Source organism: Nocardioides pinisoli (assembly GCF_024199985.1).
Classification (GTDB): domain Bacteria; phylum Actinomycetota; class Actinomycetes; order Propionibacteriales; family Nocardioidaceae; genus Nocardioides; species Nocardioides pinisoli.
Genome location: NZ_JANARS010000006.1, coordinates 39,475 through 52,487, shown reverse-complemented (window position 1 = coordinate 52,487; position 13,013 = coordinate 39,475). Strand labels below are relative to the sequence as shown.

The window sequence follows — 13,013 nt, the reverse complement described above, 5'->3', positions numbered from 1 at the left end:
TCGCCATGGGTGACCTCTCCGTGGAGGTCATCCTCTTCCTGGTGGCCGCGGCGCTGGTCGCCGGCTTCGTCGACGCGGTGGTCGGCGGGGGTGGGCTCGTGCAGCTGCCGGCCCTGCTCGTGGGCCTGCCCGGCGCGTCGGTCGTGCAGATCGCGGCGACCAACAAGCTCGCGTCGTTCTGCGGCACCTCCATCAGCGCGGCGACGTACGTCCGGCGCATCCGGCCCGACCCCCGCACCTTCCTGCCGCTGATGCTCGCCGCCGGGCTCGGGTCGGCCGGGGGAGCGCTGGTCGCCTCGATGCTGCCGCGCAGCGCCTTCGACCCGATCATCCTGGTGGTGCTCGTGCTCGTCGGCGGCTACGTGTGGTTCAAGCCGAGCGTCGGCGAGCTCACCAGCCTGCGGTTCCAGGGCGGCCGGCACCTCACCGTCGTCGCGCTGACCGGCCTGACGATCGGCTTCTACGACGGCGCGATCGGCCCCGGCACGGGGTCGTTCCTGGTCTTCGCGCTGGTGGGGCTGCTCGGCTACAACTTCCTCGAGGCCTCCGCCAAGGCCAAGCTCGCCAACTGGGCGACCAACCTCGCCGCCCTCGCCGTCTTCATCCCTCAGGGAGCGGTCATCTGGGACCTCGCGCTGGTGATGGCGGCGGCCAACGTGACGGGCGGCTACCTCGGTGCCCGGACCGCGATGGCACGCGGTGCCCGCTTCGTGCGCGCCTTCTTCCTCGTCGTCGTGTCGGGCTTCGTCGTGCGGCTCGGCGGCGGCCTGCTCGGCTGGTGGTGACCCGGCCGGTAGCCTCCACCTCGTGGGAGCGGTCTCGGCAGTCGACGGGTTCCAGCGGCGCCACCGGGTGCTCGGCTTCCCGATCGCGGTCGTCTACAAGTACTTCGACGACCAGGGTCCCTACCTCGCGGCCGCGCTCGCCTACTACGCCTTCATCGCGATCTTCCCGCTCATGCTGCTCGGCACCTCGATCCTGGGCCTCATCCTGCGTGGGGAGCCGCAGTGGCAGGAGTCCATCCTCAACTCCGCGCTGTCGCAGTTCCCGATCATCGGTGACGAGCTCGGCCGGCCCCAGGGGCTGCAGGGCTCGGTCGGTGGTGTGGTCATCGGTGGCCTGGCGGCCCTCTACGGCGCGATGGGCCTCGGCCAGGCGCTCCAGAACACCCAGCACGTGGCGTGGTCGGTGCCGCGCAACAGCCGCCCCAACCCGTTCTACGCGCGCGTCAAGACCCTGCTGCTGCTCCTCACCGCGGGGCTCTCCCTGCTCGCGGTGACCGTGGTGTCGACGATCGCGAGCACCACCGACGTCTTCACCGAGGTGATCGGCAACGGGCTCAAGGCGCTGCTGCCGGTGCTGACGGTCCTGGTGGTCGGCACCGGGCTGACCTACCTCTTCCGCTTCGCCGCCACCGGCCAGCACTCGTTCTGGCGGGCGGCGCCGGGCGGCTTCACCCTGGCCGTGCTGTGGCAGCTGCTCCAGATCGGTGGTGCGGCCTACGTCGACCGGGTGCTGGTCAACACCTCGTCGATGACCAAGACCTTCGGGCTGGTCCTCGGCCTCATCGGCTTCCTGTGGATCGGCGCCGTGATGGCGGTGCTCGCCACCGAGGTCAACGTGGTGCTGGCGCGGCGGCTGTGGCCCCGGGCGCTGCTCACCCCCTTCACCGACAACGTGCAGCTGACCGACGCGGACCGCGAGGCCTACGCCCTCTACGCCCGGATGCAGCGGCACAAGGGCTTCGAGAAGGTGGTGGTCCGCTGGGACCCCGGGCCGGCGGACCGCAAGGACGAGGACGAGGAGCCCGCCGCCCCACCGGGCACCGCGGACGAGCCGACGCAGCGGCCGGCGTGACGTCCTACCTCACCATCGCCCGCGGCACGACCTCCGTGGTCGAGGACCGCGGGTCCCGCTTCCTCTGCACGCTCCGCCGCGTGGCCACCGAGGACGACGCCCGCGCGCTCGTCGCGGCGCTGCGCCGTGAGCACTGGGACGCCCGGCACCACTGCTCGGCCTTCGTGCTGGGCCCGGACGGCAGCCTCCAGCGCTCGTCCGACGACGGCGAGCCGGCGGGCACCGCCGGTGCGCCGATGCTCGACGTGCTCCGTGGGGCCGGGCTGAGTGACGTCGCTGCCGTCGTGACCCGGTGGTTCGGCGGCACGTTGCTGGGGGCCGGCGGCCTCGTGCGGGCCTACGGCGACGCGGTGCGCGGCGCCGTGGCGGAGGCCGGGGTGCTGCGCCGGTCGCTGCTCACCGAGCTGGCCCTCGAGCTCGACCACGCCGACGCCGGGCGGGTGGAGGGCGAGCTGCGCTCGCGCGGCGTCGTGGTGCTCGACGTGGCCTACGACGCCCGCGTGCGGGTGCTGCTCGCCGCGGCACCCGACGAGGTGGGCCGGGTGGAAGCAGCGGTCGCGGCGGCCACCGCCGGGCAGGGCGTCCTCGAGAGCGTCGGCGAGCGCTGGACCGACTCCCTCAGGTGACGTCGCCGTCGACGTAGCACCACCGGCCGGCGCGCTGCTCGAACCTGCTCACCTCGTGCATCTCGCCGCCCTCCCGGCTTGTCTCCCACTGGGCGACGAACTCGACGGTGTCGCCCTCCGCGGCGACGATCCGGAGCCCGGTCCACCGGGTGGCGGGATCGGGACGCACGTCGTCGGGCCGGGTGCGGGGGTGCCAGGTGCGGAAGAGGTGGTCGGCGTCGCCGGTGACGAAGGCGGTGTAGCGCGACCGCATCAGCTGCTCCGGCGAGGTGGCCTGGGCGACGTTGGCGAGCAGCGGCCCGCAGCAGGCGTCGTACGTCGCGCCGGACCCGCAGGGACAGGGACTGGTGAGCACGCTCCTGACCGTACCGGCCCTCGTTTGTGTTGCGGTGTAATCATGTAATACATGAAGACAGATGAGAGCCGTCGCGGTCGCCGCGGCGGGTGGCAGGTCGCTGACCTGCCGGACGCGTCCGACGCGTCCGAGTGGTTCCACGGGCGTCTGCCCGAGGCATGGTTCAGCGCGGTCGACGTCACCGTCGACCGCGAGGAGATCCTGGTCGTCGGCACCCTGGCCGGTGCCGACGACGTGAGCGGGGCCGAGGCCGAGGGCCGCATCGGCCGCTTCCGCTCCGAGACGAAGGCCGAGCGCATCGAGATCGCCCTCGAGGCCCAGGCCCGCTACGAGCGCAAGGTGTCGTGGGGGGTGCGGCTCGGTGACACCGAGGCGCTCTTCACCCACGTGGCCGCGCCGGTGATGACCCGGCTGCGCCAGCCCGAGCGTCGCGTGCTCGACACGCTCGTCGACGCCGGGGTCGCCCGGTCGCGCTCCGACGCCCTGGCGTGGTCGGTGCGCCTGGTCGGCGAGCACGCCGACGAGTGGCTCGACCAGCTGCGCGACGCCATGGCGGAGGTCGACAAGCTCCGGGGGGAGGGTCCGTCCCTCTGAGCAGCTAACGTGCGGGCATGACGATCGAGCGGCCCGCGACGACCTTCAGCAACGACGAGGTCGGGATGCTCCGCTCGTTCCTCGACCACTACCGCGCGACCATCCGGTTGCAGGCGAGCGGGCTCACCGACGCGCAGCTCGACCAGCCGCTGGCGCCGAGCGACCTCACCCTGGGCGGGATGCTCAAGCACCTCGCCTTCGTGGAGGATTGGTGGTTCTCCTACCACCTCGCCGCCAACGAGCCCGCTCCGCCGTGGGACACCGCTCCCTGGGACGACGACGCCGACTGGGACTGGCACAGCGCCGCCGGCGAGACCCACGCCGAGCTCGACGCCCTGCTCGCCGCCGCCATCGAGCGGTCCGACGCCTGCCTGGACGCCGCGCTCGCGGAGGACCCCGACCTGGGCCGTCCGGTCGCGCGCCCGCGCCCGCTCGAGAAGGGCCAGACCGCCACCATCCGCTGGGTGCTGGTCCACATGGTCGAGGAGTACGCCCGCCACGCCGGCCACGCCGACCTGATCCGTCAGTCCATCGACGGCGCCACCGACGTCTAGGTCTCCTGGTGCAGGCAGAGCACGTTGCCGTCGGGGTCCTTGAACCACGCCGCCTTCTCGGCGCCCAGGACGCACACGTGGTCGACCGTCCTGAGGTCCGGGAGGTCGTAGTCCTCGAACACGACGCCCCGCTGCTCGAGCTCATCGATCTCGGCGGTGATGTCGTCGACCTCGAAGCTCATCGCGGTGCTGTCGGACGGACGGCTGTCGGGGCGGGGGAGGAGGACGAGCGTCGACCCGCCGTCGAGCGCGTAGATCGCGCTGCCCTCGTCGTTGGTGCCGGTGTAGTCGAGCCCGAGCGACTCGGAGTAGAAGGTGCGGGCGCGGTCGACGTCGGTGACCGGCATCATCATCGCGACCGTGCGGTGCGTGAGCGACATGGGATCCTCCCTCTCGGCCTGGTCACCCCCAGTGTGCGCCCGTCGGGACAGGGTCGGGAGACTGCTCCAGACCGGTGGAGGAAGGGGAGCACGGATGGGGATCAGGGCGGCGAGCGAGACCGACTGGCCGGCGGTCTGGCCCTTCTGGCGCGACATCGTCGAGGCGGGTGAGACCTACGCCTACCCGCTCGGCGCCACGACGGACCAGGCCCGCGGGTGGTGGTTCGACGGCAGCCGCGTGACCGTCCTCGAGGAGGACGGCCGCATCCTCGGCTCCGCCAAGATGGGTCCCAACCGCCCGGGCCGCGGCGCCCACGTCGGCACCGCGTCGTTCATGGTCGACGCATCCGCGCGCGGTCGCGGCGTCGGCCGGCGGCTGGCCGAGGACATGGTCGCCTGGCACCGGGCGGAGGGGTTCGCCGGCATCCAGTTCAACGCCGTCGTCGAGACCAACACCGCCGCGGTCCGGCTGTGGCAGGACCTGGGCTTCGCGATCGTCGGCACCGTGCCCGGCGCGTTCGACAGCGCGCAGCACGGCCGGGTCGGGCTGCACGTGATGTACCTCGACCTGGGCTGATCCGTGGCGAACGAGGCGCGGGCAGGTCCGCGTCTGGTGGAATGTCCCCATGGCTGAGCCGATCCGCGTCTACCTCCTCGACGACCACGACGTCGTGCGTGAGGGCCTCAAGTTCCTGCTCGAGCAGCAGGACGACATCGTCGTGGTCGGGCAGTCCGCGTCCGCCACCGAGGCGGCGGCCCGCATCCCGGCCCTGCGCCCCGACGTCGCCGTGCTCGACGCGAGGCTGCCTGACGGCTCGGGGATCGAGGTGTGCCGGACCGTCCGGGCGGTCGACCCCACGATCAACGCCCTCATCCTCACGTCCTACGACGACGACGAGGCGCTGTTCGCCGCCATCATGGCCGGCGCCGCGGGCTACGTGCTCAAGGAGATCCGCAGCTCCGACCTGGTGACCGCGGTGCGCCACGTCGCCTCCGGCAGGTCGCTGATCGACCCCGCGATGACCGCGACCGTGCTGGAGCGGATCCGCAAGGGTCCCGAGACGCCCGACGAGCTGGCCTCGCTGACCGACCAGGAGCGGATCCTGCTGGGACACATCGCCGAGGGCCTGACCAACCGGCAGATCGCCGAGCAGATGTTCCTGGCCGAGAAGACGGTGAAGAACTACGTCTCCAGCATCCTCGCCAAGCTCGGCCTCGAGCGGCGCACGCAGGCGGCCGTGCTGGCCTCCAAGCTCCTCGGCGACACCCCGCGCTGAGGCCCTCTGCGCAGCTCGGGACCTAGGTCCCGCCGACGCGGTGACCGGCGACCCTGACGGCTGCAGCGCCGTGTTGGGACTCTGGTGGTGACCCGGTAAACCCACCACTCGAGGAGGAGATGACGATGAACGTCATCCACCGCCAGCACCACATCAGTCACGAGGGCGTGACCACCTCGGAGACGGAAGAGGTCCGCAGCATCGGCCTTGCCCGCGCCCTGGCCGCCCTCCGGATCGCCTTCGGATTCACCTTCCTGTGGGCCTTCCTCGACAAGACCTTCGCCCTGGGCTTCAGCACCGGGGCCCAGTACGCCGAAGACGGTTCCCGCGCGGGGATCGACTTCATGGCACAGGACGCCGCCTGGCTCAACGGCGGCAGCCCGACCGAGGGGTTCCTCTCCTTCGGTGTCCCCGCCGACAACCCGCTCAAGGACATGTGGACCAACATGGCCGGTGACGCCTGGGCCGACTGGCTCTTCATGGCCGGCCTGCTCGGTGTCGGCGTGACCCTCCTGCTGGGGGTCGGGATGCGGATCGGCACCGCTGCCGGCGCCCTGATGTACGCCTTCATGTACGCCGCCGTGCTCCCGCTGGAGAACAACCCGATCGTCGACGACCACCTCATCGGGTTCATCGCGATGATCGTCCTCGCACTCGGCGCGGCCGGCACCACGTGGGGGCTGGGTCACTGGTGGAACCGCACCGGACTGGTACGGAAGTACCCCGTCCTGCGATGACATCAGGCCCTCACGGGGACCCGGCGCCTTCCCCGGCGCCGGGTCCTCTGGCGTGGGCGCAGTCCGGGAACCGCTGACGCCGGGTCAGTGCAGCGGGACCCGCCACTTGAGCACGGTGCCGCGGGCACCGGCCCGGGAGACCTCGAGCGTCCCGCCGAGGTCGTCGGCGCGCCGGCGCGCGTTGCGCAAGCCGCTCTCCGACACCTCGGCCGGCACCCCGACGCCGTCGTCGGCCACCCGCAGCTCGAGGCGGTCGTCCACCACGCCGACGTCGACCTCGGCGCCGTCGGCGAGGGCGTGGCGGGCGACGTTGGACACCGCCTCCCGGAGCACGGCGAGCAGCTGGGCGCCCAGCGCGGGAGGGACCGCGGTGTCGACCGGCCCGGAGGTGCGCACGACCGGCGTGAAGCCCAGCACCGGGACGTACTCCTTGACGAGCTTGCGGATCGCCGCGCGCAGGGAGTCGCCGCGACGGTCCTGGAGCTCGAAGATCGTGCCGCGGATCGCCTTGATGGTGTCGTCGAGCTCTGCCACGGACTTGTCGAGCCGCTCCGAGATCGCACTGCCCTCGGTCATCGCCGCGACGCCCTGGAGCTGCAGGCCGGTCGCGAAGAGCCGTTGGATCACGACGTCGTGCAGGTCGCGGGCGATCCGCTCGCGGTCCGAGATCAGTGCCAGCTCCTGGCGGTCGGCGAGGGCCTGGGTGCGGTCGAGGGAGAGCGCCAGCTGGTCGGCGAACCCGGTGAAGAGGTCGCGCTCCTCGACGTCGAGCAGGCCGGAGCCGGGCTGGGCGACGGCGACCAGGGCGGTGACGGGTGCGAGGTGGGACCGTAGCGGGACGACGACGAGCGGCACGCCGCCCGCGCCCTCGATCGTGGTGGTCACCGCCGCACCGCCGCTGCCGTGGTCGAGGCCGGCCCGCGCCTCGGCGAGGAGGGTGGCGACCCCGTCGTCGTCGGCGTCCAGGTCGGGGGCGACGCTGACGGTGTCGTGGTCGGGACCTCGCGAGGACCACAGCGCCACCGCCCGCGCGTGGGCGACCTGGCGCGCCGTCGACACGATCTGGGGCAGCACCTCGTCGAGGTCGACCGGCGGCTGCAGCAGCTCGGCGAGCTCGGCCGACGCCTCCAGCCACTGCCGCCGACGCTCGCTCAGCGCGAACGCGCGCGCGTTGCTGATGACGTAGCCGGCCGTGCGGGCGAGCTCCTCGACGAGCTGCTCGTCGGCGTCGGTGAACGGGCCGCCGCCGGCCTTCTCGGTCAGGTAGAGGTTGCCGAAGACGGTGCCGCGGATCCGCACCGGCATGCCGAGGAACGACGTCATGGGCGGGTGGTTGGGCGGGAAGCCCACGGACGAGGGGTGCGCGCTGAGGTCGGTGAGCCGCAGGCCGGACGGGTCCTCGATGATCACGCCGAGGATGCCGCGCCCGCGGGGCAGGTCGCCGATGAGCGCGCGGGACCGCTCGTCGATGCCGGTCGTGACGAACTCGACCAGCTCGCCGTCGCTGCCCAGCACGCCGAGCGCGCCGTAGGTCGCGCCGGTCAGCGCGGTCGCCGCCTCGACGATGCGGGTGAGCACGCTCGTGAGGTCGAGGTCGCTCGAGATCGCGGTGACGGCCTCGAGCAGCGAACGGGCGTCGGCCCCCAGATCGGGGGCGGGAGTGTGGGTCACACCCACCAGTGTGCCGCTAGGCGAGCCGCTGCACGGGGAGATGCTCCCACGGGTCCCAGCCGCCACCGAGCTGGCGACCGGTCACCTCGGTCCACGGGATGCGGACGACGAGGTTGCGCTGCCCTGTCGCCCAGGGGCGCGGCTCCCAGTGCCGGGAGATCTCGGCGAGCTCGTCCTGGTCGTCGACGAACGACCCACGTCCGCGCACCACGACGCTCCAGCCGCGCTTGAGCTCGTAGTCGAACTGGTCGACCTCGAAGCACAGCAGCGCGCCACGGCCGTAGGTGCCGAGGAGGCTGTAGGCGGTGGTGCGGATGAGGATCGACTCCTCGTCCACGGCGTAGTTGACCGGCACGATGTGCGGTCCTGTCGGGGTGCCGACCGCGACCCGACCGGCGACGCCGGCGTTGAGCAGGCGCGCGCAGTCCTCCCGGGAGAGGTCGTGGGTGGTGTGCATGGGGGTGCCTCCTGTAGGTGGGCCTCCACCCTTGCCCACGCCCCTCTCCCGGGGCAGGGTCGAAGGTCCCTTCGTCAAAGGGGCGGGAGTCGTCCGACCGCCGGCTGCGCCGACTTCGAGCGCACTCGACGTTGACGGGCCGGTCTAGCGTGGAGGACGTGACCGACGTGGACCAGAAGCAGCACCCATCACCCAGCACCCTCGGCCAGCTCCGGGAGAGCGGCCACCAGCTCAAGCCCCTGCGCCAGGAGCTCCGCGACAACCTCCTCGCGCGGTTGCGCGAGGGCGTGGACCCGTGGCCCGGGCTGCACGGCTTCTCCGACTCCGTCATCCCACAGGTCGAGCGGGCGCTGCTCGCCGGCCACGACATCGTGCTCCTGGGCGAGCGCGGCCAGGGCAAGACCCGCCTCCTGCGCTCGCTGGTCGCGCTGCTCGACGAGTGGACCCCGGTCATCTCCGGCTCCGAGCTCGGCGAGCACCCCTACGAGCCCGTGACCGTCACCTCCCAGCAGGCCGTGGCGACCTACGGCGACGACCTGCGCATCTCGTGGCGCCACCGCGACGAGCGCTACGCGGAGAAGCTGGCAACGCCCGACACCTCGGTCGCCGACCTCATCGGGGACGTCGACCCGATGAAGGTGGCCGAGGGGCGCCACCTCGGCGACCCGGAGACCATCCACTTCGGGCTCATCCCACGCAGCCACCGCGGCATCGTCGCGATCAACGAGCTGCCCGACCTCGCCGAGCGCATCCAGGTGGCGATGCTCAACGTGATGGAGGAGCGCGACATCCAGATCCGCGGCTACGTGCTGCGGCTCCCGCTGGACGTCCTCGTCGTGGCGAGCGCCAACCCGGAGGACTACACCAACCGCGGCCGCATCATCACCCCGCTCAAGGACCGCTTCGGCGCCGAGATCCGGACCCACTACCCCCGCCAGGTCGCAGAGGAGATCGCGGTCATCGAGCAGGAGGCCGACCTCGTCGCCGAGGTGCCCGCCTACCTCCTCGAAGTGCTCGCGCGCTTCACCCGCCACCTGCGCGACTCCCAGTCGGTCGACCAGCGCTCGGGCGTCAGCGCCCGATTCGCGATCGCCGGCGCGGAGACGATCGCGGCCGCTGCGCTGCACCGGGCGACCACCCAGGGCGAGGACGAGGCCGTGGCGCGGGTCGTCGACCTCGAGACCGCAGTCGACGTGCTCGGCGGCAAGATCGAGTTCGAGACCGGCGAGGAGGGCCGCGAGAGCGAGATCCTCACGCACCTGCTCCGCACCGCCGTCGCCGAGACCGTGCGCGCGCACCTGGCCGGGATCGACCTGCGGCTGCTGGTCGAGGCCATCGAGGAGGGCGCGATGGTCAGCACCGGCGCCCGCGTCGGGGCCCGCGACTTCCTGGCCGGGCTGCCGGTGCTGGGGGAGTCCGACCTCTACGACGAGGTCTGCGACCGCCTCGGCGCCACCAACGACGGCGAGCGGGCGGCCGCGATCGAGCTCGCGCTGGAGGGGCTCTACCTCGCCCGCCGGATCGGCAAGGACACCGAAGCGGGAGAGACCGTCTATGGCTGAGGCGACCGTCGGCGACGTCGTCACCGTCCGCCGCGGCGCGACCGACGACATCGCGGCGTTCCGTGCGCTCGGCGAGGCGGTCGTGCCGCCGACCTACGGTCCCATCGACTCCGCCTACGCCCAGCGGATGCTCGACGAGTGGTGGGTGCCCGAGGTGTTCGAGACGTCCCTCGCCCGCAACGTCCACCTCGTCGCCGAGGTGGACGGCGAGGTGGTCGCACTGGCCAACCTCGGCCGGCTCTCGCGGTCCTACCGCGACTTCCCCCACGTCACCGACCCGCACGCCGGCGGGGACCGCGAGGTGATGTGGAAGCTCTACGTCCATCCCGACCACCACGGCCGGGGGATCGGCTCCCGGCTGCTCGCCGGGATCGAGGCGATGGTCGAGGGGGACGAGCTGTGGCTGGAGGTCGTCGCCGGCAACGACCGTGCCTACGACTTCTACCGCGCCCGCGGCTTCGAGGAGGTCGAGCGCGTCGGTGACGGCGAGTGGCCCGACGACGTGTGGATGGTGAAGAGGCTCCGATGAGCAGGTTCCGCAAGTACGACGGCGGCGACCCGCTCGCCCCGCCGGTCGACCTGGCCGAGGCGCTCGACGCCATCGGGCAGGACGTCATGGCCGGCTACTCGCCCGAGCGCGCGATGCGCGAGTTCCTGCGACGCGGGGGCACCGACCAGGCCGGGCTCGACGAGCTGGCTCGTCGGGTCGCGGAGAAGCGCCGCGAGATCCTCCAGCGCAACGACCTCGACGGCACGATGCGCGAGGTCCGCGAGCTCCTCGACAAGGCGGTGCTCGCCGAGCGGGGACAGCTCGCCCGCGACATCACGATGGACGACGGGGACCGCGCCTTCCGCGAGCTCATGCTCGACAACCTGCCGACCTCCACGCCGGCCGCGGTGGGCGAGCTGTCGTCGTACGACTGGCAGTCCTCCGAGGCACGCGAGGCCTACGAGGAGATCAAGGACCTCCTCGGCCGCGAGCTGCTTGACCAGCGCTTCGCCGGGATGAAGCAGGCGCTGGAGGGGGCGACCGAGGAGGACCGGCAGGCCGTCCAAGAGATGCTCTCCGACCTCAACGACCTGCTGGAGAAGCACGCGGCCGGGGGAGTCACCGACGACGAGTTCCGCGACTTCATGGACAAGCACGGAGACTTCTTCCCCGACGACCCGCAGGACATGGACGAGCTGCTCGACTCGCTCGCCCAGCGCGCGGCCGCCGCCCAGCGGATGCTCAACTCGATGACGCCCGAGCAGCGCCAGGAGCTGATGGAGCTCTCCCAGCAGGCCTTCGGGTCGCCGCAGCTGATGGAGCAGCTGGCGCGCATGGACGCCAACCTGCAGGCCCTCCGCCCGGGCGAGGACTGGTCGGGCTCGGAGAGCTTCGAGGGCGACCAGGGCATGGGCCTCGGCGACGGCACCGGCGCGCTCCAGGACCTCGCCCAGCTCGACGCGCTCGCCGACCAGCTCGCCCAGTCGCACCACGGCGCGCGGATGGACGACGTCGACCTCGACGCCCTGGCCAAGCAGCTCGGCAGCGAGGCCGCGGTCGCCGCCAAGACCCTGCAGGAGCTCGAGCGGGCGCTGCGGGACAGCGGCTACCTCAAGCGCGGCTCCGACGGCGAGCTGCGGCTCTCGCCCAAGGCGATGCGCCAGCTCGGCAAGGCGCTGCTGCGGGACGTCGCCGAGCGGATGAGCGGGCGTGCCGGCGCGCGCGAGACGCGTACGACGGGACTCGCGGGCGAGCAGTCGGGCGCCACCCGGCGCTGGGAGTTCGGCTCGACCGAGCCGTGGGACGTGCCCCGCACGATCACCAACGCCGTGCTGCGGGGCGGCGCCTCGCCGGTGCGCATCCAGGTCGACGACATCGAGGTCGTCGAGACCGAGGCCCGCACCCAGGCCGCGGTCGCGCTGCTGGTCGACACGTCGTTCTCGATGGCGATGGACGGGCGGTGGGTGCCGATGAAGCGCACGGCGCTGGCGCTCCACCAGCTGGTGCGCTCCCGCTTCCGGGGCGACGACATCCAGCTCATCGCCTTCGGCCGGCACGCCCAGGTGATGGAGATCGAGGAGCTGACCGCCCTCGACGCCCGGTGGGACAAGGGCACCAACCTCCACCACGGGTTGCTGCTGGCCAACCGGTTCTTCAGCAAGCACCCCAACGCGCAGCCCGTGCTGCTCGTCGTCACCGACGGCGAGCCGACGGCGCACCTCGAGCCCGACGGGGACGTGTGGTTCTCCTACCCGCCGCACCCGCTGACGATCGCCCACTCGGTGCGCGAGCTCGACGCCGCGGCGCGCCTCGGGGCGCAGACGACGTTCTTCCGGCTCGGCGAGGACCCCGGTCTCGCGCGCTTCATCGACTCGATGGCGCGCCGGGTCGACGGGCGGATGGTGAGCCCCGAGCTCGACGACCTCGGCGCGGCGGTCGTCGGGTCCTACCTCGGCTCGCGCGGTCCCGCGTCGTCCTACCGCGAGCACTTCGGCGACTGGTACGGCGGCGGGCGGGGGTTCTGGGTCTAGGAGCCGGCGGCCTCGAGCATCCGCAGCAGCTCGGCGCCCATCTGCTCGATGACGACGTCGAGGGCCTTCTTCGGGCGCACCATCACCGTGAAGTCGACGATCTGCCCGTCGGCGTCCCACGTGATCATGTCGACGCCCGAGACGTCGAGGCCGCCGACCTCGGTGCGGAACTGCAGCACGGCGGAGTCCTCGCCGAGCCACTCACGCTCGTAGGCCAGTGCCGGTCCGAGGACGGTGAAGGCGGCGGTCAGGTAGCCGACCACCGTGTCCCGCCCGACCTGCGGCGTGTGCACCGCCGGGCTCCGGAAGACCGCGTCCTCGGCGATGAAGCCCGGCAACCCGGCCGGGTCGCGGCTCTCGACGACGGCGTGCCAGCGGGCGAGGGCGGCGGCTGCATCCATGCGCGTCATCGTGCCAGTGCCG

The 13,013-nt window shown here is 72.3% G+C and carries 16 protein-coding genes; 11 read left to right on the top strand and 5 right to left on the bottom strand.

The window, feature by feature from the left end:
* Positions 1-5: 5 nt before the first annotated feature.
* Genes NCI01_RS14245 through NCI01_RS14235 form a run of 3 tightly spaced genes read left to right on the top strand, consistent with a single transcriptional unit; the run spans position 6 to position 2,483 of the window.
* Positions 6-785 carry a TSUP family transporter gene (locus NCI01_RS14245; protein WP_254182160.1) on the top strand — a complete coding sequence of 260 codons (780 nt, stop codon included), beginning with the start codon at positions 6-8 and terminating at the stop codon, positions 783-785.
* A 22-nt stretch (positions 786-807) separates the two neighbouring features.
* A complete protein-coding gene (locus NCI01_RS14240; RefSeq protein ID WP_254182159.1) occupies positions 808-1,857 on the top strand; it encodes a YihY/virulence factor BrkB family protein in 1,050 nt (349 codons plus the stop codon).
* Positions 1,854-2,483, top strand: coding sequence for a YigZ family protein (locus NCI01_RS14235; protein ID WP_254182158.1), 630 nt, complete (start codon positions 1,854-1,856; stop codon positions 2,481-2,483). Before NCI01_RS14240 ends, NCI01_RS14235 begins: the two co-directional genes overlap by 4 nt.
* On the opposite strand, the gene NCI01_RS14230 is transcribed toward NCI01_RS14235, so the two are convergent.
* Complete coding sequence (locus tag NCI01_RS14230; RefSeq protein WP_254182157.1) at positions 2,476-2,838, bottom strand: YchJ family protein; 363 nt, start codon at positions 2,836-2,838, stop codon at positions 2,476-2,478. The genes NCI01_RS14235 and NCI01_RS14230 overlap by 8 nt on opposite strands.
* 51 nt (positions 2,839-2,889) lie before the next feature.
* Here NCI01_RS14230 and abmR point away from each other — a divergent pair, with 51 nt between their 5' ends.
* Complete coding sequence (abmR, locus tag NCI01_RS14225; protein WP_302182082.1) at positions 2,890-3,432, top strand: ATP-binding transcription factor AbmR; 543 nt, start codon at positions 2,890-2,892, stop codon at positions 3,430-3,432.
* Positions 3,433-3,449: 17 nt separating this feature from the next.
* Entirely contained in the window at positions 3,450-3,986 is a 537-nt protein-coding gene (locus NCI01_RS14220; RefSeq protein ID WP_254182156.1) for a DinB family protein, read from the top strand.
* Here NCI01_RS14220 and NCI01_RS14215 read toward each other — a convergent pair.
* A complete protein-coding gene (locus NCI01_RS14215; RefSeq protein ID WP_254182155.1) occupies positions 3,983-4,366 on the bottom strand; it encodes a VOC family protein in 384 nt (127 codons plus the stop codon). The genes NCI01_RS14220 and NCI01_RS14215 overlap by 4 nt on opposite strands.
* A 94-nt stretch (positions 4,367-4,460) precedes the next feature.
* On the opposite strand from NCI01_RS14215, the gene NCI01_RS14210 reads away from it, so the two are divergent.
* The 3 genes from NCI01_RS14210 (at position 4,461) to NCI01_RS14200 (ending at position 6,380) form a co-directional block, all read left to right on the top strand.
* A complete protein-coding gene (locus tag NCI01_RS14210) occupies positions 4,461-4,943 on the top strand; it encodes a GNAT family N-acetyltransferase (RefSeq protein WP_254182154.1) in 483 nt (160 codons plus the stop codon).
* 49 nt (positions 4,944-4,992) lie between these two features.
* Positions 4,993-5,643: a response regulator gene (locus NCI01_RS14205; protein WP_254182153.1), complete on the top strand. Its 651-nt coding sequence runs from the start codon at positions 4,993-4,995 to the stop codon at positions 5,641-5,643.
* A 125-nt stretch (positions 5,644-5,768) separates the two neighbouring features.
* On the top strand, positions 5,769-6,380 hold the full coding sequence (locus NCI01_RS14200; protein WP_254182152.1) for a hypothetical protein: 612 nt from the start codon (positions 5,769-5,771) through the stop codon (positions 6,378-6,380).
* 84 nt (positions 6,381-6,464) lie between these two features.
* Here NCI01_RS14200 and NCI01_RS14195 read toward each other — a convergent pair whose 3' ends face one another.
* A complete protein-coding gene (locus NCI01_RS14195) occupies positions 6,465-8,051 on the bottom strand; it encodes a sensor histidine kinase (protein ID WP_254182151.1) in 1,587 nt (528 codons plus the stop codon).
* 16 nt (positions 8,052-8,067) lie between these two features.
* Positions 8,068-8,508, bottom strand: coding sequence for a pyridoxamine 5'-phosphate oxidase family protein (locus tag NCI01_RS14190; RefSeq protein ID WP_254182150.1), 441 nt, complete (start codon positions 8,506-8,508; stop codon positions 8,068-8,070).
* A gap of 158 nt (positions 8,509-8,666) precedes the next feature.
* Between NCI01_RS14190 and NCI01_RS14185 the strand changes: the two genes are divergently transcribed.
* Genes NCI01_RS14185 through NCI01_RS14175 form a run of 3 tightly spaced genes read left to right on the top strand, consistent with a single transcriptional unit; the run spans position 8,667 to position 12,590 of the window.
* Positions 8,667-10,070: a sigma 54-interacting transcriptional regulator gene (locus NCI01_RS14185; protein ID WP_254182149.1), complete on the top strand. Its 1,404-nt coding sequence runs from the start codon at positions 8,667-8,669 to the stop codon at positions 10,068-10,070.
* Positions 10,063-10,599: a GNAT family N-acetyltransferase gene (locus NCI01_RS14180; RefSeq protein ID WP_254182148.1), complete on the top strand. Its 537-nt coding sequence runs from the start codon at positions 10,063-10,065 to the stop codon at positions 10,597-10,599. The genes NCI01_RS14185 and NCI01_RS14180 overlap by 8 nt, the downstream gene beginning before the upstream one ends.
* Positions 10,596-12,590 carry a VWA domain-containing protein gene (locus tag NCI01_RS14175; RefSeq protein ID WP_254182147.1) on the top strand — a complete coding sequence of 665 codons (1,995 nt, stop codon included), beginning with the start codon at positions 10,596-10,598 and terminating at the stop codon, positions 12,588-12,590. Before NCI01_RS14180 ends, NCI01_RS14175 begins: the two co-directional genes overlap by 4 nt.
* Here NCI01_RS14175 and NCI01_RS14170 read toward each other — a convergent pair.
* Positions 12,587-12,991 carry a nuclear transport factor 2 family protein gene (locus NCI01_RS14170; protein ID WP_254182146.1) on the bottom strand — a complete coding sequence of 135 codons (405 nt, stop codon included), beginning with the start codon at positions 12,989-12,991 and terminating at the stop codon, positions 12,587-12,589. The two genes, NCI01_RS14175 and NCI01_RS14170, sit on opposite strands and share 4 nt — an antisense overlap.
* Between the last annotated feature and the right edge of the window lie 22 nt (positions 12,992-13,013).